The sequence below is a fragment of the Streptomyces sp. NPDC107575 genome, assembly GCF_055657265.1.
In genome coordinates this window covers 1,042,759-1,064,709 of the sequence record NZ_JBVKBG010000004.1, presented here as the reverse complement: position 1 = coordinate 1,064,709, position 21,951 = coordinate 1,042,759, and the positions used below count along the sequence as shown (strand labels likewise).

General features: G+C 70.4%; 22 protein-coding genes. 10 read left to right on the top strand and 12 right to left on the bottom strand.

Annotated features, from left to right (window positions below):
- The first annotated feature begins 24 nt into the window (after positions 1-24).
- Both ACZ7L4_RS24545 and ACZ7L4_RS24540 read left to right on the top strand, forming a co-directional pair.
- Entirely contained in the window at positions 25-1,212 is a 1,188-nt protein-coding gene (locus ACZ7L4_RS24545; RefSeq protein ID WP_472105513.1) for an ABC transporter ATP-binding protein, read from the top strand.
- Positions 1,209-2,042 carry an ABC transporter permease gene (locus ACZ7L4_RS24540; protein WP_472105511.1) on the top strand — a complete coding sequence of 278 codons (834 nt, stop codon included), beginning with the start codon at positions 1,209-1,211 and terminating at the stop codon, positions 2,040-2,042. The genes ACZ7L4_RS24545 and ACZ7L4_RS24540 overlap by 4 nt, the downstream gene beginning before the upstream one ends.
- 15 nt (positions 2,043-2,057) lie before the next feature.
- Here ACZ7L4_RS24540 and ACZ7L4_RS24535 read toward each other — a convergent pair whose 3' ends face one another.
- Positions 2,058-2,399 carry an ATP/GTP-binding protein gene (locus ACZ7L4_RS24535; RefSeq protein WP_399231784.1) on the bottom strand — a complete coding sequence of 114 codons (342 nt, stop codon included), beginning with the start codon at positions 2,397-2,399 and terminating at the stop codon, positions 2,058-2,060.
- A gap of 214 nt (positions 2,400-2,613) precedes the next feature.
- On the opposite strand from ACZ7L4_RS24535, the gene ACZ7L4_RS24530 reads away from it, so the two are divergent.
- On the top strand, positions 2,614-3,648 hold the full coding sequence (locus ACZ7L4_RS24530; RefSeq protein ID WP_472105509.1) for an LLM class flavin-dependent oxidoreductase: 1,035 nt from the start codon (positions 2,614-2,616) through the stop codon (positions 3,646-3,648).
- A gap of 93 nt (positions 3,649-3,741) precedes the next feature.
- Here the strand turns inward: ACZ7L4_RS24530 and ACZ7L4_RS24525 are convergent, their stop codons facing one another.
- The gene (locus ACZ7L4_RS24525; RefSeq protein WP_266714153.1) at positions 3,742-4,134 is read right to left on the bottom strand and encodes an SCO5389 family protein; all 393 of its coding nucleotides are present in this window, start codon (positions 4,132-4,134) and stop codon (positions 3,742-3,744) included.
- 297 nt (positions 4,135-4,431) lie between these two features.
- Here ACZ7L4_RS24525 and nucS point away from each other — a divergent pair, with 297 nt between their 5' ends.
- Positions 4,432-5,103 (top strand): endonuclease NucS, encoded by a 672-nt coding sequence (gene nucS / locus ACZ7L4_RS24520; protein WP_385762562.1) that lies wholly within the window; start codon positions 4,432-4,434, stop codon positions 5,101-5,103.
- Positions 5,104-5,163: 60 nt separating this feature from the next.
- Here the strand turns inward: nucS and ACZ7L4_RS24515 are convergent, their stop codons facing one another.
- The 4 genes from ACZ7L4_RS24515 to ACZ7L4_RS24500 all read right to left on the bottom strand — a co-directional run bounded on the left by ACZ7L4_RS24515 (position 5,164) and on the right by ACZ7L4_RS24500 (position 10,060).
- On the bottom strand, positions 5,164-7,647 hold the full coding sequence (locus ACZ7L4_RS24515) for an ATP-binding protein (protein WP_472105506.1): 2,484 nt from the start codon (positions 7,645-7,647) through the stop codon (positions 5,164-5,166).
- Positions 7,648-7,876: 229 nt separating this feature from the next.
- Positions 7,877-8,200, bottom strand: a complete 324-nt coding sequence (locus ACZ7L4_RS24510) for an STAS domain-containing protein (protein ID WP_266714147.1) — start codon at positions 8,198-8,200, stop codon at positions 7,877-7,879.
- Positions 8,201-8,401: 201 nt separating this feature from the next.
- Positions 8,402-9,253 (bottom strand): 3-hydroxyacyl-CoA dehydrogenase family protein, encoded by an 852-nt coding sequence (locus ACZ7L4_RS24505; protein WP_472105503.1) that lies wholly within the window; start codon positions 9,251-9,253, stop codon positions 8,402-8,404.
- Between the two features lie 168 nt (positions 9,254-9,421).
- Positions 9,422-10,060: a TetR/AcrR family transcriptional regulator gene (locus ACZ7L4_RS24500; RefSeq protein WP_450815389.1), complete on the bottom strand. Its 639-nt coding sequence runs from the start codon at positions 10,058-10,060 to the stop codon at positions 9,422-9,424.
- Positions 10,061-10,142: 82 nt separating this feature from the next.
- On the opposite strand from ACZ7L4_RS24500, the gene ACZ7L4_RS24495 reads away from it, so the two are divergent.
- From ACZ7L4_RS24495 to ACZ7L4_RS24485, 3 genes are read left to right on the top strand one after another with little or no spacing between them, the layout of a single operon-like run.
- A complete protein-coding gene (locus ACZ7L4_RS24495) occupies positions 10,143-10,925 on the top strand; it encodes an ABC transporter ATP-binding protein (RefSeq protein WP_472105501.1) in 783 nt (260 codons plus the stop codon).
- Positions 10,926-10,930: 5 nt separating this feature from the next.
- A complete protein-coding gene (locus tag ACZ7L4_RS24490) occupies positions 10,931-11,686 on the top strand; it encodes an ABC transporter permease (RefSeq protein WP_472105499.1) in 756 nt (251 codons plus the stop codon).
- Positions 11,687-11,699: 13 nt separating this feature from the next.
- Positions 11,700-12,272: a cob(I)yrinic acid a,c-diamide adenosyltransferase gene (locus tag ACZ7L4_RS24485; RefSeq protein ID WP_472105497.1), complete on the top strand. Its 573-nt coding sequence runs from the start codon at positions 11,700-11,702 to the stop codon at positions 12,270-12,272.
- On the opposite strand, the gene ACZ7L4_RS24480 is transcribed toward ACZ7L4_RS24485, so the two are convergent.
- Positions 12,273-12,824, bottom strand: coding sequence for a hypothetical protein (locus ACZ7L4_RS24480; protein WP_472105495.1), 552 nt, complete (start codon positions 12,822-12,824; stop codon positions 12,273-12,275). It lies immediately after the preceding gene.
- 164 nt (positions 12,825-12,988) lie between these two features.
- Here ACZ7L4_RS24480 and ACZ7L4_RS24475 point away from each other — a divergent pair, with 164 nt between their 5' ends.
- From ACZ7L4_RS24475 to ACZ7L4_RS24465, 3 genes are all read left to right on the top strand, one after another.
- Positions 12,989-14,164, top strand: a complete 1,176-nt coding sequence (locus tag ACZ7L4_RS24475) for a sensor histidine kinase (protein WP_472105493.1) — start codon at positions 12,989-12,991, stop codon at positions 14,162-14,164.
- Positions 14,161-14,808, top strand: a complete 648-nt coding sequence (locus ACZ7L4_RS24470; RefSeq protein WP_472105491.1) for a response regulator — start codon at positions 14,161-14,163, stop codon at positions 14,806-14,808. Before ACZ7L4_RS24475 ends, ACZ7L4_RS24470 begins: the two co-directional genes overlap by 4 nt.
- A gap of 138 nt (positions 14,809-14,946) precedes the next feature.
- Entirely contained in the window at positions 14,947-16,806 is a 1,860-nt protein-coding gene (locus ACZ7L4_RS24465; RefSeq protein ID WP_472105489.1) for a glycosyl hydrolase family 18 protein, read from the top strand.
- A gap of 63 nt (positions 16,807-16,869) precedes the next feature.
- Here ACZ7L4_RS24465 and ACZ7L4_RS24460 read toward each other — a convergent pair whose 3' ends face one another.
- The 5 genes from ACZ7L4_RS24460 to atpA all read right to left on the bottom strand — a co-directional run bounded on the left by ACZ7L4_RS24460 (position 16,870) and on the right by atpA (position 21,925).
- The gene (locus tag ACZ7L4_RS24460) at positions 16,870-17,325 is read right to left on the bottom strand and encodes a DUF2550 domain-containing protein (protein ID WP_385762540.1); all 456 of its coding nucleotides are present in this window, start codon (positions 17,323-17,325) and stop codon (positions 16,870-16,872) included.
- A gap of 133 nt (positions 17,326-17,458) precedes the next feature.
- Positions 17,459-17,833: a F0F1 ATP synthase subunit epsilon gene (locus ACZ7L4_RS24455; RefSeq protein WP_385762538.1), complete on the bottom strand. Its 375-nt coding sequence runs from the start codon at positions 17,831-17,833 to the stop codon at positions 17,459-17,461.
- A 116-nt stretch (positions 17,834-17,949) separates the two neighbouring features.
- Positions 17,950-19,386 carry a F0F1 ATP synthase subunit beta gene (gene atpD, locus ACZ7L4_RS24450; protein ID WP_450815379.1) on the bottom strand — a complete coding sequence of 479 codons (1,437 nt, stop codon included), beginning with the start codon at positions 19,384-19,386 and terminating at the stop codon, positions 17,950-17,952.
- A complete protein-coding gene (locus ACZ7L4_RS24445) occupies positions 19,386-20,312 on the bottom strand; it encodes a F0F1 ATP synthase subunit gamma (protein WP_450815377.1) in 927 nt (308 codons plus the stop codon). The genes atpD and ACZ7L4_RS24445 overlap by 1 nt, the downstream gene beginning before the upstream one ends.
- A 20-nt stretch (positions 20,313-20,332) precedes the next feature.
- Positions 20,333-21,925: a F0F1 ATP synthase subunit alpha gene (gene atpA / locus ACZ7L4_RS24440; protein ID WP_472105485.1), complete on the bottom strand. Its 1,593-nt coding sequence runs from the start codon at positions 21,923-21,925 to the stop codon at positions 20,333-20,335.
- Positions 21,926-21,951 lie beyond the last annotated feature (26 nt).

Below are 21,951 nucleotides of genomic sequence, written 5' to 3'. Positions count from 1 at the left end.
AGAACCTTCCGATGGGTGCGGAGAATGATCGAGGCAGTCGGCCTGACGAAGCGCTACGGCGCGAAGACAGCCGTGTACAACCTTTCCTTCCAGGTGCGGCCGGGGACCGTGACCGGGTTCCTCGGGCCGAACGGCTCGGGCAAGTCCACGACGATGCGCATGATCCTCGGCCTCGACCAGCCGACCGCCGGTCATGTGACCATCGGGGGCTACCCGTACAACAAGCTCCCGAACGCGCCGCGCCAGGTGGGTGCGCTGCTCGACGCGAAGGCCGTGCACGGCGGCAGGACCGCCCGCAGCCATCTGCTGAGCCTGGCCCAGCTCTCCGGCATCCCGGCCCGCCGGGTGGACGAGGTGCTCGGCGTCGTCGGCCTCCAGGAGGTCGCGAAGCGGCGTTCCAACGGGTTCTCGCTCGGCATGGGGCAGCGGCTCGGCATCGCCGCCGCGCTGCTCGGCGACCCGCAGGTGCTGCTCTTCGACGAGCCGGTCAACGGGCTCGACCCCGAGGGCATCCTCTGGGTCAGGAACCTGATGAAGACGCTCGCCTCCGAGGGGCGCACGGTCTTCGTCTCCTCGCACCTGATGAGCGAGATGGCGCTGACCGCCGAGCACCTGATCGTGATCGGGCGCGGGCAGCTGCTCGCCGACATGAGCGTGCGGGACTTCATCGCGCACAACTCCGCCGGCTTCGCGCGCGTGCGCACCCCCGACAGCGAGTCCCAGCAGCGCGAGAAGCTGACGGCCGCGCTGACCGAGGCGGGCGGCCAGGTGCTGCCTGAGCAGGACGGCGGCCTCCGGGTCACCGGCCTGCCGCTGCCGCGCATCAGCGATCTGGCGCACGGCGCGGACGTACGGCTGTGGGAGCTGTCGCCGCACCAGGCCTCGCTGGAGGAGGCGTACATGCGGATGACGCAGGGTGCCGTCGACTACCGCTCGACCGCCGACCAGCGCGCGGGCCTGCACGAGCCGCTGCCGCCCGGCGCGGTGCCGCCCGGCCAGATGCCGGTGCCGGGGCAGGGCCAGCCGGGCTGGTACGCCCCGCCGCCGCCCCAGGCCCCGGTTCAGCCGGGCCAGGCCCCGGTCCAGCCGCCGGTTCAGCCGCCCGTCGCGGAGCAGAACCCGTACGCGACCCCGCCGGCCCCGCCCGTCGCTCCGGCGCCACCCGCCGCACCGGCCCCGACCGCCCCGCCGATGGACAAGGACGCCCGATGAGCACGCCGCCCCCGCCCCTCGCCGCCCCCGGCGCCTCGTACGCCTCGCCCATCCCGGTCCGCAAGGCGCACCTCGGCGACGCGCTGGCCTCGGAGTGGACGAAGATCCGTTCCGTGCGCTCCACGATGTGGACGCTGGGCGTGATGATCGTGCTCATGGTCGGCCTCGGCCTGGCCTCCGCCGCCGTGGTCGCCTCCGACGACGGCCCGACGCCGGACAGCGGCCAGGTGCTCAGCCTCGGCTTCTTCGGCACGCTGCTCGGCACGATCTGCGTGATGACCCTCGGCGTCCTGACCATCGCCTCCGAGTACGGCACCGGAATGATCCGTACGACGATGACGGCGTGTTCCAGCCGGAGCCGGGTGCTCACCGCCAAGGCGATCGTCTTCTTCGTCCTCGTCACGGTGCTGACCACGGTGTTCGCCGCGCTCGTCGGCGCGCTCCAGGTGGGGATCGTCGGCTCGGACTCGCCGAGCGGCGGCGCCTGGGTCAAGACGACGTTCGGCGTCGGCCTGTTCGTCGCGCTGCTCGGCCTGCTGGGCCTGGCCGTCGGCACGCTGGTGCGGCACTCGGCGGGCGCGATCACCATCATGGTCGGCGTCGTGCTGCTGCCGCTGGTCATGGCGATCTTCATGTTCGCGGAGTCGCTCAAGGACCTCCAGCAGGCCCTGCTCGAGTACTCGGTCCCCAGCCAGCTCGCCGTGCTCTACGACCAGTCCGTGACCGGCAGTTCCGGGCCCACCGGCTGGGAGCCGCTGTGGATCATGGCGGGGATCACCGCGGTGGCGCTCGGCGGCGCGTTCCTGTCGATCAACAACCGCGACGTGTAGCCGTACCGGCCGGGCTCAGTACCGCGGCGCGTTCCTGGACCGCTGCACCTTCGTGGTGCGGCGGTCCTTCGCGTTCCAGCACGCCTTGTGCCAGTGCCGCCGGTCGTCCACTCCCCCGTACTCGGGCCAGGCCACGACATGGGCGACCCCGGAGGCGATCTGCTGGTCGCAGCCGGGGCAGCGGTACGTCTTCCCGGCCGCGCTCGCGCCCGCCACGTGGCGCACGCTCCACTCCTCGCCCTGCCAGCTCTCCGTGGACTGGAACCCGCCGTAGCGCCGCCCTTCGTCCCCGCCGCCGGCGGATGCGCTGCTGCTGGACGATCCGCCTGCCTTCGGACGGTTGCGGCGCGGAGACACGTCTCACCTCGGGATGTGTGAACGGAGCTGGAGGTCGTGTCCAGCCTACGCCGAAGGGCAGGGGGTACCCGAAGACCGTCACGTCGAGGGGGCCTCGTCAAGACTTGCCGGAAAATCCGCCAATCTTCTTGGTAGGCCGTGTCTTTGGCACTTGCCAACCGTTATTGCCTTCAGGGGGAGTGCCCGCGTCGGCGCCAAGGAAGGCAGGAGTGCGATGCGTGTAGGGACGTTTGTACTGGCGGCCCAGTTTCCGGGCCAGGGGCAGGGAGAGGCGCTGCATCGCGCGGTGCGGTCCGCAGAGGTCGCCGAGGAGGCGGGCCTGGACTCGGTGTGGCTCGCCGAGCACCACTTCGTGCCGTACGGGACGTGCCCCTCGGCCGTGACCCTGGCCGCGCTGCTGCTCGGCCGCACGAACACGCTGCGGGTGGGCACGGCGGTGAGCGTGCTGCCGACCGCGCACCCGGTCGCCCTCGGCGAGCAGGCGGCATTGCTGCACGTCACATCCGGCGGCCGGTTCTCGCTCGGCGTCGGCCGCGGCGGCCCCTGGGTCGACCTGGAGGTCTTCGGATCCGGCATCGAGGCGTACGAGAAGGGGTTCCCGGAATCCCTCGACCTGCTCCTCAAGTGGCTGCGGGACGAGCACGTCGGGGGCGCGGGCGAGCGCTTCGCCTTCCGCGAGGTCCCGGTCGTGCCGCGCCCGGCCGAGGCGCTCGACGGGGTCGGCAGGGAAGGGCCGGAAGTGATCGTTGCCTGTACGTCGCCGAAGAGCGTGCGGCTCGCCGCCGAGCGGGGCCTGCCGATGCTGCTCGGCATGCACATCGGGGACGAGGAGAAGGCGGAGATGGTCGCCCTGTGGCGGCGCTGCGCGCGCGAGGCCGGGCGCTCGGTCGAGGAGAGCTACGCGGCGGAGCACGTGTCCGCCGGTGTCGCCCAGATCGGTGACAGCGAGTCGGAGGCCGCGGAGACACTCCTGAAGGCGATGCCGGGCTGGCTGAAGCAGGGGCTTGACGCCCATGTGACGGTCGACGGCAGGGCGCGGTCGATGCGCGACCCGCATGCGTACACGGAGCTGCTGTGCTCCCTGCATCCGGTCGGCACCCCGCAGCTGTGCGCGGACCGGCTCGCGGCCACGTCGGAGCGGACGGGGATCACCCGCTTCGCGCTGCTCGTCGAGGGTTCGGGAGATCTCACGGCGACGGAGGAGAACGTTCGGCGCCTGGGAGCCGAGGTACTGCCGCAACTCGACTGACCTGGTGGGCACTTCGCCTCGGCGCCTGCCGGCCCGTACAGATGCACCTCCCGCGTACGGGCCGACAGGCAAAGGCTGTTACGCCCTCAACCCTCAGCAGTCACGCAGTTCCGGTGACTGGTTGAGCAGCTGATTGCGTGCCGAGGTGAAGCGGGCGAGCGTCTCGTCCACCGACGGGTCCTGCGGGAACACCGCGACCCGGTGGCAGTTCTGGAACGCGAGGCGGACACCGAAGTGCCGCTGCAGCGCCCCACGTATCGCGTCACTCGCGAGCGCACGCAGAAGCTGTCCACGTGCCTGCTCGTCCGGGGGCGGCGTCTGGTTGTCGGCGAACGCTCCGCCGTCGACCTTCAGCTGAGCCACCAGGGAGCTGATCATCTCCCATGCGTAAGGCAGGGAGGTCCGGACGCAGTCGACGAAGTCCTTTTCGTCAACCTCGCCTCGCTCGGCCTGATCCAACAGTGCCGGTGAGACGTCGAGCGACATGGGTTCTCCTCTCGCACCCCCGGGGAGCGGGGGCATACGGACAGGGCAGAAGTCCTCGGCACGCACGGCCCGTGGAACACGCAGCGTGCACGCGCCGCGACCTCCTGTCTTCTACGGTAGGGAACGTGTCCGAACCGCAACAGGGCGTAGGGGTATTCGTTCGTACACAACCGGCCAATGGCGAACGCGTGCTTACTGGAATTAAAGGGGTGCCCCGCAGGGGCTCGGGTAGGGCGGTGGTGGGAGACGGGTGGGCGAAGTGCGTGGAGCCGTGGGGTTCGAGTAGCGTTGCCGACCATGCGTCTCGTCATCGCCCGTTGCTCCGTGGATTACGCGGGCCGGCTCACCGCCCACCTCCCGTCGGCACCCCGCCTCATCCTCGTGAAGGCGGACGGCAGTGTCTCGATCCATGCGGACGACCGGGCCTACAAGCCCCTCAACTGGATGTCGCCGCCCTGCACCTTGAAGGAGGGCACCGGGGACGACGAGGGCAAGTGGACCGTCGTCAACAAGGCGGGCGAGAAGCTCATCATCACGATGGAGGAGATCCTCCACGACTCCTCGCACGAGCTCGGCGTGGACCCCGGCCTCATCAAGGACGGCGTCGAGGCCCACCTCCAGGAGCTGCTCGCCGACCGCATCGACACGCTCGGCGAGGGCTACACGCTCATCCGCCGCGAGTACATGACGGCGATCGGCCCGGTCGACATCCTGTGCCGGGACGCCGACGGGCAGACCGTGGCCGTCGAGATCAAGCGCCGCGGCGAGATCGACGGCGTCGAGCAACTCACCCGCTACCTGGAGCTGTTGAACCGGGATCCGCACCTCGCCCCGGTGCGGGGTGTCTTCGCGGCGCAGGAGATCAAGCCGCAGGCGCGCGTTCTCGCGACGGACCGGGGTATCGGTTGCGCCGTGCTGGATTATGACGCGATGCGGGGTATCGAGGACGACAAGCTGCGCCTCTTCTGACCGTCTGACGTTGCGGGAGGCGCGGTTGCCGTCTCGGGGCTCTGCCCCGGACCCCGCGCCTCAAGCGCCGGCGGGGCTTGATTTGTCAGGCGTCGTCGTGATCGGGCCGCTTGCCGTGTCCGAGGTGTCCGGGGTCGTCGGCGCGGTCGTGGTCGGGGTCGTCGTCGGAGGGGTTGTCGGTGGCGTCGTCGGCGGAGTGGTCGGCGGCTTCGTCGGAGGCGAAGTGGGCGGCTTCGTCGGCTGCTTGGTCGGCGATTTCGTCGGGGGCTTCGTGGGCGACTTGGACGGCGACTTCGTCGGGTCGTCCGGGGACTTGGAGCCGCTGGGATCGTCCGACGGCTTGCCCGAAGACCCGGTCGACGGAGTCGGGTCGTCCTCCGTGCCCAGGACGCCGTCCTCGCCGGGGTCGGTCGGCGCCGCGCTCGTCCGGCCGTCGCCGCCGCCCGCCTTGTCGGCGCCGAGGTCCCCGCCGTTCTCCCCCGCCGTCGCCGACGGTTTCGTGTCGACCTTGTCCGACGGCGGGTCGTCGTTGCCCGACGTGGCGCCGAGCGTGACGACCGTGCCGAGCACCGCCGCGAGCAGCGCACCCGCGCCCGCCGCCACCATGTTCCGCCGGGCGCCACCGGCCACCGACCTGCGCGAGGGCGCCTTGGTGCCGAGGACGGTCGGGGCGGGCGGAGCGGGCGGTGCCGGCTGACGGGTCACCAGGGTGTCGGGCTCGGGCGGCGCCTCGGACTGCGCGTACGCGGGGACTCCGCCGGGCGGCGAGGCCGACTCCTCGTACATCGCCTCCGGGATCTCCTCCCCCGCCGCCGTGCTCCCGCCGGGGAGCGCGACGCCCGAAAGGTCGGCGACCAGGGCGAGGGCCCTGCGCCCGGCGATCGTGCCGCGCTTGTCGGCGACGGCGCCGCGCAGCGCGATGGAGGCCTCCAGCTCGACGCGGGCCCGGTCGAGCTGCCCGCCGAGGAGCGCGAGGATGCCCAACTCGTGGTGGAAGTACGCCTCTTCGGCCACCTCGCCCGTGGCACGCGCCGATTCGAGGCCGGCCCTGAGGGCGCGCTCCCACGCGCCCCAGGCGAGCCCGGCGGCGAAGGCGGGCGCGGCCGCGCGGGCCAGCTCCACGGAGGACTCGAGCGCCGTCGTCGCGGCGAGCGCGGCCAGTACCGCGTCGGCCTCCGCGACGACCCGCTCGGGTCCCACCGACGGGTGCGCGGCCCACCAGGCGTAGTGCTGGGCGGCGGTGCTGCCGCGGCCGGCGGCGTCGGTGCCGTAGCCCGCGGCCTCCAGCTGGCGGCGTACTCCGGCCGCGAGGCGGTAGCGGCCGCCGGCCGGAGTGACGAGCGCGCAGGAGACGAGTTCGGCGAGGGCCGCGTCGGCGTGCGTGTCACCGACGAGCGCCGGCAGATGCGCCTGGTGCGGGATCTCGCCGCCGAGCGCGACCGCGAACTCCAGGGTGGCGCGCGCGGACGCGCCGAGCCGGGACGCGAGCAGCGCGGCGGGCGCCGCGGCCTCGGCGAGCGCGGGCAGCGGCACGTCGTGCCCGTCGGCGGTGTCGAAGGGCGCGTCCACGGGGGCCGCGCCCGGGCCCTCGTAGTACCCGAACGCGTCGAAGGCCTCGGGGTCGGCGCGGAGCTGGTCGCGCTGCCGGAGCAGGGCGCCCGCCTGGACGAACCTCAGCGGCAGACCCTCGGACTCGAACCAGAGGTCGGCGGCCCACTGCGCCTCCTCGTCGGTGAGCACCCGGCCGACGGACCGCTCCAGGAGTTCCTGGCCGCCGCCGCGCCCGAGCCCCGCAAGGAAGACCTCCTCGACGTGCGAGTCGGCCGACGGCGCGGGCACGTCCGGCGTCGCGGACAGCAGGAAGGCGCACTCGGGCGTCGCTTCGAGGAGTTCGTCGAGCGCGGCGGCGCCGAACTCGAGGTCGTCGAGGACGACGACGGCGCCGATCTCGTGGACGAGTTCGAGCAGCAGCGCGCGGTCGGGGCGGTGCAGCGGCGCCTTGTGGACCGCGCCGAACAGCTCGTACAGCAGGTCGTCGACGGAGCGCCGGTGGCCGCAGAGCCGGACGACGCCGTCGGGCGCGATGTCGGCGCAGTCCTCGGCGATCTGGTCGAGCAGCGCTGTGCGCCCGGATCCCGCGGGCCCCGTGAGCCGCACGGAGCGGCCGCGCGCCAGGAGCCGCACCAGGCGCTCGCGCTCTTCCTGGCGCTCCAGGAGCGGCAGTTGGGGCTGTGCGGGCCCCGGAGGCAGCGGTGGCCGGGCGGCGCGGGCGAGTGCCGCGCGCTCCGTGGCGTCGTGCTTGACGGGCCGGCCCGGGCGCTCTCCGGGCGGGCAGGGTTCGATCTCACTGCCGTCGACGGGATTGACGGTCAGCAGGTGGTCGCCCGAGACGAGTTGCACGGTGCGGGCGAGCGCGGGTGCGGGCTGGCCGTAATCGGGTGTCAGAGGGTCGCGGGGCGGACGCTGTCGTCCCCCGCTGCCCCCTGTCGTCCCTTCGTGCCGTTCCTGGCTGGAATCTTCCGGTCCCCGGTTCGTCGGGTCCATCGTCAAAGCCCCCCAAAAGCGTGGTGTGCCGCTTGCCCCTCCCGGCCTGTGCGCACCGCGCTGTCGCTTGGCTCAGTATCTACGAAGCCGGGAGGTACCGCGCCGCCGGAGACGTCACAGTCTCGTGAGGATTGTCGGCGGTTCCCGCCGGAATGACGGGTTCACCCCTTCCGGGGCCATACCTTCCGTTTCAACCGCACAACTCCGGCCCCGCGCGCGGCCTTCCGCCTCAGACGCGGGGCAGGGACTCCACGCCGATGCCGCCCTCGATGGCGAGGATCCGGTGCAGTCTGGTGGCGACGAGCAGGCGTTGCATCTGGGGCGGCACGCGGCGCAGCACGAGCCGGCGTCCGCAGCGGCCCGCGCGGCGGTGGGCGCCCATGATGACGCCGAGGCCGGTCGCGTCCCAGGAGTCGAGTTCGGACAGGTCGAGCACCAGGTCGCCGATTCCGTCGTCGACGGCGGTGTGCAGGACCGAACGGGCGTCCGCCGCGCTGCGGACGTCGAGGCGGCCCCCGACGACCAGCTCGACGTGGTCGCCCCTGATGTACATATGCGCTCCCCGTGGGAAATTCAGAATGGTCGGAGTACGCGACTGCTTCAGTGCTTCTGAGCCGGTACTCAGCTGGTCATGTGATCCGGGTGATCTGGGTATGTCACTGCAACTGACGGGCCGCGGGGGCCGAAAGTTGCCGTCTGTAAGCGAACCGATACCGAATTCACCCCGAGGGGTGACATGGCATCAGCTGTGCGATCAAGCGTGCTTGTAGAAGCCCTGCCCGCTCTTGCGGCCGATGTCACCGGCGTCCACCATCCGGCGCATCAGCTCCGGCGGCGCGAACTTCTCGTCCTGCGACTCGGTGTAGATGTTCTCCGTCGCGTGCAGCAGGATGTCGACGCCCGTCAGGTCCGCGGTGGCGAGCGGCCCCATCGCGTGCCCGAAGCCCAGCTTGCAGGCGATGTCGATGTCCTCGGCGGTGGCGACCCCCGACTCGTACAGCTTCGCGGCCTCGACGACGAGGGCGGAGATGAGACGGGTCGTCACGAACCCGGCGACGTCCCTGTTCACCACGATGCAGGTCTTGCCGACGGACTCGGCGAACTCGCGGGCGGTGGCAAGGGTTTCGTCGCTCGTCTTGTAGCCGCGCACGAGCTCGCACAGCTGCATCATCGGCACGGGCGAGAAGAAGTGCGCGCCGACGACGCGCTCCGGGTGGGCGGTGGCCGCCGCGATCTTGGTGATCGGGATGGCCGAGGTGTTCGAGGCGAGCACGGTGTCGTCCCGCACGATCTTGTCGAGCGCGCGGAAGATCTCGTGCTTGACCTCGAGCTTCTCGAAGACGGCCTCGACGACGACGTCCGCGTCGGCCGCCGCGTCCAGGTCGGTGGTCGCGGTGATGCGGCCGAGCGCGGCCTCGGCGTCGGCGGCGTCGAGCTTCCCCTTGCCCACGAACTTCTCGTACGAGGCCTTGATCCCGTCGGTGCCTCGCGCGAGCGCCTCGTCGGTGACGTCGCGCAGGACGACGTCCCAGCCCGCCTGGGCGGAGACCTGCGCGATGCCCGACCCCATGAGGCCGGCCCCGATGACGGCGAGCTTCCTTGCCACGTACGTCCCCTAACCGCGTGTCCCGCGCGACCGCTTAACCGCTTTTTACTTGCTCTTCGGCGGACACTAGCGCCCGTGAGCGGCCGTGTGACAGCTAAGAGATGCGCGTCACGTCTCGAATGACGGACATCACACTGGTACGGATCAGTGATCGATCATCCGTGCCCATCAGGCGTCACGCACGGCGTAGTTGAGCACCTTCGCGCTCAGAAGTTCCTCGATCTCGTCGAGCACGTCGAGCATCTCGCGCGACACCTCCGCGGGCGCCCCGCCCGCGAGCATCCGGCGTCCGATCTCCGCCATGACGGTCTGGTGGACCCAGTCGATCTGACCCGCGATCAGGTCCGGCAGCGGGTCGGCCTCGGCGGCGCGGGTCTCCTCGCGGAGCGTCGCCACGAGGTTGTCGCGCACCTCCTGCTGGATGGCCCACAGCCGGGAACGCAGGGCGGGCGCGGCGTGCACGACGCGCATGAAGTCGCTGTAGCCGTCCATGAGCCCGACACGCGGCGAGACCGACTCGACCTCCTCACGCAGTTCCCGCAGCACGGCGGCGGCAGCGGACTCCCCCGGGCCCCGGCCGCGCACCCAGCGGGACATCCGGTCGACGACCCCGGAGGCCCGGTCGAGGAACAGGTCCTCCTTCGCCGGGAAGTAGTTGTAGACGGTGTTCACGGAGACGTTCGCCGCGTCCGCGATCTCCGCGACGGTCACCGCGTCGAAGCCGCGCTCCAGGAACAGGCCGGTCGCCACGTCCGAGATGTACTGCCTGGTCTGCCGCTTCTTCCGCTCCCTGAGCCCTTCTGCCATGCGCCGATTCTACGGGTTCGCTGGCCTCGCTGAAATTTTGGGGACGTTGCAAAATTTCAGCGACTCTGTTTTTCTGGCTCGCATGGCAGTCATCAGCGCGTCCGGGCTCGCCCGGACCTTCCAGACGAAACAAGGACCGGTGGAAGCGGTCCGCGGTATCGACCTGCGCGTCGAACCGGGCGAGATCCTCGGCCTCCTCGGCCCCAACGGCGCGGGCAAGACCACCACCCTGCGGATGCTCACCACGCTGCTCGCGCCGACCGGTGGCGTGGCCACCGTCGCGGGGCACGACCTCGCGGGCGACCCGGCGGGGGTGCGGCGTGCGGTCGGTTACGTCGCCCAGTCCGGCGGCGTCGACCCGAACGTCTCCGTGCGCGAGGAACTGGTCACGCAGGGCCGCCTGTACCGGCTGCCGAAGCCGCGGGCGGCCGCGCGCGCCGAGGAACTGGCGGCGGATCTCGGCCTCACCGACCTCCTGGGACGAAAGACCGCCGCGCTCTCCGGTGGGCAGCGGCGCCGCCTCGACATCGCGATGGGGCTCGTGCACCGCCCCCAGGTGCTCTTCCTCGACGAGCCGACGACCGGCCTCGACCCGGGCAGCCGCGCCGACCTGTGGGACCTGGTCCGCCGGCTGCGCACCGAGCACGGCACGACCGTCCTGCTGACCACGCACTACCTCGACGAGGCGGACGCCCTCGCGGAGCGGATCGTCGTGGTGGACAAGGGAGTCGTGGCCGCCGAGGGCACGCCGAGCGCGCTCAAGCTGGCGCACGGCGGGTCGATCGACGCGACGCTCCAGGACACGTTCCTGGCCATCACCGGGCGCGGCCCGGCACCCGTGGACACGACCCCGGTGGCGGTGTGAGCGCGATGAGAACCCTTGCCTCCGATACGCGGATCATCTTCGGGCGCTACGCCCGTCAGACTCTCTCCTCCCGCTTCCAGATGCTCTTCGGCATCCTCATGCCGCTGCTGTACCTGCTGTTCTTCGGGCCGCTGCTCACCGAGCTCCCGCTGGGCACCGGCGGCAGCTCCTGGCAGATCCTGGTGCCGGGCCTGCTGCTGCAACTCGGGCTCTTCGGAGCCGCGTTCTGCGGTTTCGGGATCATCATCGAGAAGAACTACGGCGTGGTGGAGCGGATGCGGGTGACGCCGGTCAGCCGGCTCGCGCTGCTGCTCGGCCGCGTCCTGCGGGACACCGCGCTGTTCCTCTTCCAGGCCGTGCTGCTCGTACTCGCCGCGCTCGTGATGGGCCTGCGGGCGCCGCTCGGCGGAATCCTGATCGGCTTCGCCTTCGTGGCACTCCTGACGGTGTCCCTCGCCTCCCTGTCGTACGCGCTCGCCTTCAAGGCCCGTACGCCGCAGGAGTTCGGGCCCGTCATCAACGCGGTCACCATGCCGTCGATGCTGCTCTCGGGCCTGATGCTGCCGATGGCGCTCGCACCCGGCTGGCTGGACGGGCTCTCGCACGTCATGCCGCTGCGCTATCTCGTGGACGCGATGCGGGACGCGTACGTCGGTCACTACGCGACGGCGAACATGCTCTACGGGGTGCTGGTCGCGCTCGCCTTCGCGACGCTCGCCGTGACGGTCGGCACACGCGGCTTCCGCCGGGCCGCCGCGTAACTACGCTGGTCGCATGGTCAATCTGACGCGCATCTACACCCGTACCGGAGACAAGGGCAGCACCGCCCTCGGCGACATGAGCCGCACCGCCAAGACCGATCTGCGGATCTCGGCGTACGCGGACGCCAACGAGGCGAACGCGGTGATCGGCACGGCGATCGCCCTCGGCGGCCTGGAGGAGGGGGTCGTGAAGGTGCTCACGCGGGTCCAGAACGACCTCTTCGACGTCGGCGCCGACCTGTCGACCCCCGTCGTCGAGAACCCCGAGTTCCCGCCGCTGCGCGTCGAGCAGTTCTACATCGACAAGCTGGAGGCGGACTGCGACCACTTCAACGAGCAGCTGGAGAAGCTCCGCTCCTTCATCCTCCCCGGCGGCACCGCGGGCGCCGCGCTCCTGCACCAGGCGTGCACGGTCGTCCGCCGCGCGGAGCGCTCGACGTGGGCGGCGATGGAGGCCCACGGCGAGACGATGAACCCGCTCACGGCGACGTACCTGAACCGCCTCTCCGACCTCCTGTTCATCCTGGCCCGCATCGCGAACAAGGAGGTCGGAGACGTGCTGTGGGTGCCGGGCGGCGAGCGTTAGTCACCCCTTGTTGGTCGTGACCGCCGGCGCCTTCTTCGGGAAGACCGTGTAGCTCAGCGCGATGATCACGTTGATCGCGATCAGGAAGAGCATGCGCTGCTGCCACTGCGTGAGGGATTCGGTCGCCCCGGCCTCGCCCACGTACCAGATCGCGCCCTGCAGCAGGCCCATCGCGATGAGCGCGGCGAGGATCCAGCGCGCGGCCAGCTTCCACTCGTGGATCGCGCGCGGCACCCCGTACTTGGGGGTCGACGGCGGCGGGCCGCCCGCGAAGCGATGGGCGACGCGGACGTCGACCCACGTGATCGTGTAGTGGCCGAGGGCGATCGAGTAGCCGATGTAGACGGCGGCCAGGCCGTGCTTCCAGTCGGGTTCGGCGCCGTTCTTGAGGTCGATGGCCGTGACCACGAGCAGCAAAACCTCGAGGAGCGGCTCGCACAGCAGCACGGCCACGCTCGCGCGCGGCATCCTCGCCCAGTAGCGCAGGGCGAGGCCCGCGGCGAGGAGCACCCAGAAGGCGACCTCGCAGACGACGATCAGTGTGACGATCACGGTGGGCTCCTCTCGTTCCCCTGTTTCCAGGCTCCCTGTCGCGCGGCGCGTGATCGTCGTCGTACATGACGAAGTGGGACTGCATCCTTCGATGTAGTGCCGTGCGGCCCCGGCTCGTCCCGTCGCACCATGGCAGGACCGCCCCGGCCGTGTTGGATGGAGTCATGCAGGCCCCCGCTCTCCCCCGCCCGCACCGCGACGACGTGCGCATCGCCGTCGGCGGGCTGCTCGGCGGGCTCGCGCTGTGGGGCTTCGGGCTCGGCATGAACACGGGGCGGCTCTTCGACGGTTCGTGGCTGCTCGTGCCGCTCGTCGCGATGGCGGCGCTCGAACTGCTGCGCCGCACCCGGCCCCGGTTCGCCGTCGTCACCGGCACGCTGGTGCTGATCGCCGACCAGTTCACCCAGGGCAGCCTGGCGACGGTGCTCATGTACACGGACCTGATGTACGCGGCCGCGCTGTACGGGACCCCGGCCCAGGCCCGCCGCCTCCCCGTCAGCACCGGCCTGGTGACGGTCGCCGTCACGCTCGGCTTCGTCGCCTGGCTGCGGCAGCCGGAGGCGATCCTGATCGGCGTCGCGACCGGCCTCGTCTCGTTCGGCCCCGCCGCCACAGGACTGCTGGTGCGCGGGCACCGCGAGGCGGCGCAGACGGAGCGGCTGCGGGCGGAGCAGACGGCGCTGCTCGCCGAGATGGACCGGACGCAGGCGGTGACGGCGGAGCGTGCGCGGATGGCCCGCGAGCTGCACGACATGGTGGCGAACCACCTCTCGGCGATCGCCATCCACTCCACGGCCGCGCTGTCCCTCGACGACCGGGACACCACCCGTACGGCGCTGCGGACGATCCGCGAGAACAGCGTGGAGGGCCTCGCCGAGATGCGCCGCCTCATCGGCATCCTGCGCGACGCGGGCGAGGACGAAGAGCCGGTCGCCGCGCCCACCCTTGCGGGTCTGGGCACACTCGTCGAGCAGTCCCGCGCGAACGGGCTCGACGTCGGCCTGACCGTCTCCGGCGGCCTCACCGGGCTGCCCGCGCCGGTCGAGCTCGCCGCCTACCGCATCGTCCAGGAATCCCTCACGAACGCGCTCAAGCACGCGGGTCCCGGCCGCGTCACGATGGCCGTCGACCGCACGGACGCGTGTGTCGAGGTGCGGGTCGACAGCCCGCTCGGGAAGCGGGACGGCGGGCCGCGCGCGCCGGGCTCCGGAGCCGGGCTCGTCGGGATGCGGGAGCGGGCGGCGCTCCTGGGCGGCACGTTCGAGGCGGGGCCCGACGCCCCGGGCGGCACGGTCTGGCGGGTGTGCGCCCGCCTCCCCCTGGAAGGAGTCACCGAGTGATCCGCGTACTCGTCGCCGAGGACCAGTCCGCCGTACGGGCCGGGCTCGTCCTCATCCTGAACAGCGCGGCCGACATCGAGGTCGTGGGTGAGGCGGCGGACGGCGAGCAGGCGCTCGAACTGGCCCGCGAGCTGCGGCCCGATCTGGTCCTCATGGATGTCCAGATGCCGCGGCTCGACGGGGTTTCGGCCACCCGAGCGGTCGTCGGGGAGGGGCTCGCCGACGTACTGGTCCTGACCACCTTCGACCTCGACGCGTACGTCTTCGGGGCGCTGCGGGCGGGGGCGTCCGGGTTCCTGCTCAAGAACACCGACGCGCGGGACCTCCTGGAGGCCGTCCGCACGGTCGCCCGGGGCGAGGGCCTGATCGCGCCGGCGGTCACCCGCCGCCTGATCGCCGAGTTCGCGCGGCCCTCCGAGGGCGAACCGGCCGACCTGCCACCGGAGTTGGAGACGCTCACCCGCCGGGAGCGGGAGGTGCTCGACCGGCTCGGCGACGGCCTGTCCAACGCGGAGATCGCGGACCGGCTCGACATGGCGGAGGCCACGGTGAAGACCCATGTCAGCCGCCTGCTCGCCAAGTTGAACCTGCGCAGCCGGGTGCAGGCGGCCGTGCTGGCGCGCGAAGTTGGCCGAAAGCCGTGATTGGTTTAGACCTTGACCGCTGGTCCAGACCTTTCTATTCTCGCCGCACTGCGGTGAGCACACCCCCCACTCCGGTGCTCATGGGCGTCGCAGGGTTCCACCCCCATTACGGACCCCGGACCTCCCGAGGAGCACCCGATGCACCCGACTGACGTACCCAGACACAGACTTCGGCACAGAACGACCGCGGCACTCGCGACCCTCGTCCTGCCCGCCGCCGCCCTCGTCGGCCTCGCCACCCCCTCCCACGCCGCCGCCGAGGCCACCACCGTCACCGCCACGTACGCCAAGACCCAGGACTGGGGCAGCGGCTTCGAGGGCAAGTGGACCATCAAGAACTCCGGCACCACGACCGTGAGTTCGTGGAACGTCCAGTGGGACTTCCCGTCCGGTACGAAGGTCACCTCGGCCTGGGACGCGACCGTCACCAACTCCGCCGACCACTGGACCGCCAAGAACCTCTCCTGGAACGGGACGCTCGCCCCCGGCGCCTCGGTCTCCTTCGGCTTCAACGGCACCGGCTCCGGCGCCCCCACGGGCTGCAAGCTCAACGGCGCCTCCTGCGACGGCGGCGACGTCCCCGGCGACGCGGCACCCTCCGCGCCCGGCACCCCGACCGCCTCAGGCATCACCGACACCTCCGCCAAGCTGTCCTGGTCGGCCGCCACCGACGACAAGGGCGTCAAGAACTACGACGTGCTGCGCGACGGCTCCAAGGTCGCGACGGTGACCGGCACCTCGTACACCGACACCGGGCTGAGCGCCGGCACCGACTACTCGTACACGGTGCAGGCCCGCGACACCGCCGACCAGACGGGACCGGTCTCCGGCTCCGTGAAGGTGCACACCACCGGCGGCGGCACCGACCCGGGCCCCGGCACCGGCGACAAGGTCAACCTGGGCTACTTCACCGACTGGGGCGTCTACGGCCGCCAGTACTACCCGAAGAACCTGGAGACCTCCGGCTCGGCCGCCAAGGTCACGCACATCAACTACGCCTTCGGCAACGTCCAGGGCGGCAAGTGCACCATGGGCGACGCCTACGCCGACACGGACATGGCGTACACGGCAGCCAACTCCGTCTCCGGGCAGGCCGACACCTGGGACCAGCCGCTGCGCGGCGCCTTCAACCAGCTGCGCCAGTTGAAGGCCAAGCACCCGAACCTCAAGATCCTCTGGTCCTTCGGCGGCTGGACCTGGTCCGGCGGCTTCGGTGAGGCCGCGAAGAACCCGGCCGCGTTCGCCGACTCCTGCTACAAGCTGGTCGAGGACCCGCGCTGGGCCGATGTCTTCGACGGCATCGACATCGACTGGGAGTACCCGAACGCCTGCGGCCTGACCTGTGACACCTCCGGCCAGGACGCCCTCAAGAAGCTCTCGACGGCGCTGCGTTCGAAGTTCGGCTCGCAGAATCTGGTGACGGCCGCGATCACCGCCGACGGCTCGTCCGGCGGCAAGATCGACAAGCAGGACTACGCCGGTGCCGCACAGTCCATGGACTGGTACAACGTCATGACCTACGACTTCTTCGGCGCCTGGGAGGCCAAGGGCCCGACCGCCCCGCACTCCCCGCTCACCTCGTACTCCGGCATCCCGCAGCAGGGCTTCAACTCCGCCGACGCCATCGCCAAGTTGAAGGCGCAGGGCGTACCGGCCTCCAAGCTCCTGCTCGGCATCGGCTTCTACGGCCGCGGCTGGACCGGTGTCACGCAGAAGGAGCCGGGCGGCACCGCGACCGGTCCCGCCGCCGGCACGTACGAGCAGGGCATCGAGGACTACAAGGTCCTCAAGACCAAGTGCCCGTCGAACGGCACGGTGGCCGGGACGGCGTACGCGCACTGCGGCTCGGACTGGTGGTCCTACGACACCCCGGCGACGATCGGCTCGAAGATGAGCTGGGCCAAGTCCCAGGGCCTGGGCGGCGCCTTCTTCTGGGAGTTCTCCGGCGACACCGCGAACGGCGAACTCGTCACGGCCATCAACTCCGGCCTGAAGTAACCCCCGCATACCGAAGCCGGGCCCACGGGAACGCCCCCCGTCGGCCCGGCTTCTCCATGCCTGCTACGCCACGTTGACCCGCTGGCCCGGAGGCGCCGCCTCCAGCCACGCGAGGAAGCCGGTCAGCGCGTCCTCGCTCATGGCCAGTTCGAGGCGGGTCCCGCGGTGCGTACACGCGAGGACAATGGCATCCGAGAGGAGCGCCAGCTCCTCCTCGCCCTCGGGAGCACGGCGCCCGGTGACCTCGATCGCCGCCCGCTCCAGAATCCGCTTCGGACGCGGCGCGTACGAGAAGACGCGGAACCACTCCACCCGGTCACCGTTGTAACGGGCGATCCCGTAGCCCCACCCCTTGCCGGAGGCATCCGCCGCCTCGGGCGCCGGCGCGTCCCACCGCAGCGAACAGTCGAACGTACCGCCGGAGCGCTGGATGAGCCGCCGTCGCACTCCGAAGGCGACAAGTCCCACCACCACGAGCACGACGACCGCGACTACGCACAGCACAAGAACGAGGACCATCTACACCGACCTCCTCGCTTCTCGACCGATAACGGAACAGCAAAACAGTTGTAGATCGCCTCAGCCGCGACCCGGTCCGGAGATTATCTCCGGCCTGGGCCGCGGCTGAGGTACATCATGTGGCTCGCTGGATTCAGCGCGCCGCCACCGTACGGAGTCGCACGTCGGCACGACGCTCGGCGGACGCGTCCGCGTCCGACTTCGCGCGCTCCAGCGCCCGCTCCGCCCGCTGGGCGTCGATCTCGTCCGAAAGCTCGGCGATCTCGGCCAGCAGGGACAGCTTGTTGTCGGCGAACGAGATGAAACCGCCGTGGACAGCCGCCACGATCGTCCCCCCGTCCGTCGTACGGATCGTCACGGGTCCCGACTCCAGCACACCGAGCAGCGGCTGGTGACCGGGCATGACGCCGATGTCGCCGGACGTGGTACGCGCGACGACCAGGGTGGCCTCGCCGGACCAGACACTGCGGTCCGCGGCGACGAGCTCGACGTGCAGCTCAGCAGCCAAGGTGGGCTCCTCGGGTCACCACCCGGCGGCACTCGCTGCCGGGTGTCGGTTCAAAGTCTAGTGGGCGTGACGGGAGGGCCGGGACATACCCCCGACCCTCCCTACGAGCACGGGGCTCAGGAGACGCCGAGCTCCTTGGCGTTGGCCTTGAGGTCCTCAATGCCACCGCACAGGAAGAACGCCTGCTCCGGGAAGTGGTCGTACTCACCGTCGATGATCGCGTTGAACGCGGTGATCGACTCGTCCAGCGGGACGTCCGACCCGTCGACGCCGGTGAACTGCTTGGCGACGTGGGTGTTCTGGGACAGGAAGCGCTCCACGCGACGGGCGCGGTGGACGGTGAGCTTGTCCTCCTCGCCGAGCTCGTCGATGCCGAGGATCGCGATGATGTCCTGGAGGTCCTTGTACTTCTGCAGCACCGTCTTGACGCGCATGGCGGTGTTGTAGTGGTCCGCCGCGATGTAGCGGGGGTCCAGGATGCGGGACGTGGAGTCCAGCGGGTCCACGGCCGGGTAGATGCCCTTCTCGGAGATCGGACGGGAAAGCACCGTCGTCGCGTCGAGGTGGGCGAACGTGGTCGCCGGGGCCGGGTCGGTCAGGTCGTCCGCGGGCACGTAAATGGCCTGCATGGACGTGATCGAGTGACCACGCGTCGAGGTGATGCGCTCCTGGAGGAGACCCATCTCGTCGGCGAGGTTCGGCTGGTAACCCACGGCCGAGGGCATGCGACCCAGCAGGGTCGAGACCTCGGAACCGGCCTGCGTGAAGCGGAAGATGTTGTCGATGAAGAACAGCACGTCCTGCTTCTGGACGTCGCGGAAGTACTCCGCCATCGTCAGACCCGCGAGGGCCACGCGCAGACGGGTGCCCGGCGGCTCGTCCATCTGACCGAAGACCAGCGCGGTCTTGTCGATGACGCCGGACTCGGCCATCTCCTCGATGAGGTCGTTGCCCTCACGGGTGCGCTCGCCGACACCGGCGAACACGGAGACACCGTCGTGGTTGTTGGCGACGCGGTAGATCATCTCCTGGATGAGCACCGTCTTGCCGACGCCGGCACCGCCGAAGAGGCCGATCTTTCCACCCTTGACGTACGGGGTGAGAAGGTCGACGACCTTGATGCCGGTCTCGAACATCTCGGTCTTCGACTCGAGCTCGTCGAAGTTCGGAGCCTTGCGGTGGATGCCCCAGCGCTCGCCCGTGTACTCCTCGTCGACGTTCAGGACCTCGCCGAGGGTGTTGAACACCTTGCCCTTGGTGAAGTCGCCGACGGGCACCGTGATGGAGGCGCCGGTGTTCACGACCGGGGCCTGGCGGACCAGGCCGTCGGTGGGCTGCATGGAGATCGCGCGGACCAGGCCGTCACCGAGGTGCTGCGCGACCTCGAGCGTCAGGGTCTTCTTCGCGCCGTCCTGCGCCGGGTCGTTGACCTCGACGTGCAGGGCGTTGTAGATGTCCGGCATCGCGTCGACGGGGAACTCCACGTCGACGACCGGGCCGATGACCCGCGCGACGCGGCCCGTCGCCGTGGCCGTCTCAACAGTGGTGGTCATTACTTGTCACTCCCCGCGGTCGCGTCGGCCAGGGCGCTCGCGCCACCGACGATCTCGCTGATTTCCTGGGTGATTTCGGCCTGGCGGGCCGCGTTGGCAAGACGGGAGAGGTTGTTGATCAGCTCTCCCGCGTTGTCGGTCGCCGACTTCATCGCGCGGCGCGTGGCGGCGTGCTTGGAGGCAGCCGACTGGAGCATCGCGTTGTAGATCCGGCTCTCGACGTAGCGCGGCAGCAGGGCGTCGAGGACGTCCTCCGCCGACGGCTCGAAGTCGTACAGCGGAAGGATCTCGTCGCCCTTACCGGACGCCTTCGACTCCTCCGCCACCTCCTCGAGGCTGAGCGGCAGCAGCCGGCCGTCGATGGCCGTCTGCGTCATCATCGAGACGAACTCGGTGTAGACGATGTGGAGCTCGTCCACGCCGCCCTCCGCCGTCTCCTTCTCGATGGCCTCGATCAGCGGGGCCGCGACCTTCTTGGCGTCCGCGTACGTGGGCTCGTCCGTGAAGCCCGCCCACGACTCCACGACCTTGCGCTCGCGGAAGTTGTAGTGCGCGAGACCACGGCGGCCGACGATGTACGTGTCGACCTCCTTGCCCTCGGCCTGGAGCCGCTCGGTGAGCTGCTCCGCGGCCTTGATCGCGTTCGAGTTGAAGGCACCGGCCAGACCGCGGTCGCTCGTGAGCAGCAGCACCGCGGAGCGGGTCGCCGTCTCGGGCTCGGTCGTCAGCGGGTGCTTTGTGGTCGACCCCGTCCCCACCGCCGTGACCGCGCGCGTGAGCTCGGTCGCGTAGGGCGTGGAGGCCGCCACCTTGCGCTGCGCCTTGACGACGCGCGAGGCGGCGATCATCTCCATCGCCTTGGTGATCTTCTTGGTCGCGGTGACGGATCGGATGCGACGCTTGTAGACCCGGAGCTGGGCTCCCATGAGTCAGGTCCCTTCCGTCGTCACTTGCCGGCGGCGGCCGGAGCGTCCTCGCCGAGAAGCTTCCCGTCCGAGGTCTCGAACTGCTTCTTGAACTCGGCGACGGCGTCGTCGATGGCCTGGATGGTGTCGTTCGACATCTTCCCGCCCTCCTTGATGGAGGTCATGAGGCCCTGCTCCTTGCGGTGCAGGTGCTCCAGGAGCTCCTTCTCGAAGCGGCGGATGTCGGCGACCGGCACCTCGTCCATCTTGCCGTTGGTACCGGCCCAGACGGAGACGACCTGGTCCTCGGTGGCCATCGGCTGGTACTGAGCCTGCTTCAGCAGCTCGACCAGACGCTGACCGCGCTCCAGCTGCGACTTCGACGCGGCGTCCAGGTCGGAACCGAAGGCGGCGAACGCCTCCAGCTCGCGGTACTGGGCCAGGTCCAGACGCAGTCGGCCGGAGACCTGCTTCATGGCCTTGTGCTGGGCGGAACCACCCACACGCGAGACCGAGATACCGACGTTCAGGGCCGGACGCTGGCCGGCGTTGAACAGGTCGGACTCCAGGAAGCACTGACCGTCGGTGATGGAGATGACGTTGGTCGGAATGAACGCCGACACGTCGTTCGCCTTCGTCTCGACGATCGGGAGACCCGTCATCGAGCCGGCGCCCATCTCGTCCGAGAGCTTCGCGCAGCGCTCGAGCAGACGGGAGTGCACGTAGAAGACGTCACCCGGGTAGGCCTCGCGCCCCGGCGGGCGGCGGAGCAGCAGGGACACGGCGCGGTAGGCGTCGGCCTGCTTCGAGAGGTCGTCGAAGATGATGAGGACGTGCTTGCCCTCGTACATCCACTGCTGGCCGATGGCCGAGCCGGTGTACGGCGCCAGGTACTTGAAGCCGGCCGGGTCGGACGCCGGGGCGGCGACGATGGTCGTGTACTCCAGCGCGCCGGCCTCTTCGAGGGCGCCACGCACGGAGGCGATGGTCGAACCCTTCTGACCGATGGCGACGTAGATGCAGCGGACCTGCTTCGACGGGTCGCCGGTGCGCCAGTTGTCGCGCTGGTTGATGATCGTGTCGACAGCCAGGGCGGTCTTGCCGGTCTGGCGGTCACCGATGACCAGCTGACGCTGGCCACGGCCGACGGGGGTCATCGCGTCGACGGCCTTGTAGCCCGTCTCCATCGGCTCGTGCACCGACTTGCGCTGCATGACCGTGGGGGCCTGCAGCTCAAGGGCGCGGCGACCGGTGGTCTCGATCTCGCCGAGACCGTCGATCGGGTTGCCGAGCGGGTCGACGACGCGGCCGAGGTAGCCCTCGCCGACACCGACGGACAGGACCTCACCGGTACGCGTGACCGGCTGGCCCTCCTCGACGCCGCTGAACTCACCGAGGACGATGGCGCCGATCTCGCGCTCTTCCAGGTTGAGCGCGAGGCCGAGCGTGCCGTCCTCGAACTTCAGCAGTTCGTTGGCCATGGCCGAGGGGAGACCCTCGACCTTCGCGATGCCGTCGCCGGCAAGGGTGACCGTACCGACCTCCTCGCGCGAGGCCGCGTCCGGCTTGTACGCCTGGACAAAGTTCTCCAGCGCGTCCCGGATCTCCTCCGGCCGGATCGTGAGCTCCGCCATCTGGGTTCCCTGCTCTCCTTGTTGGG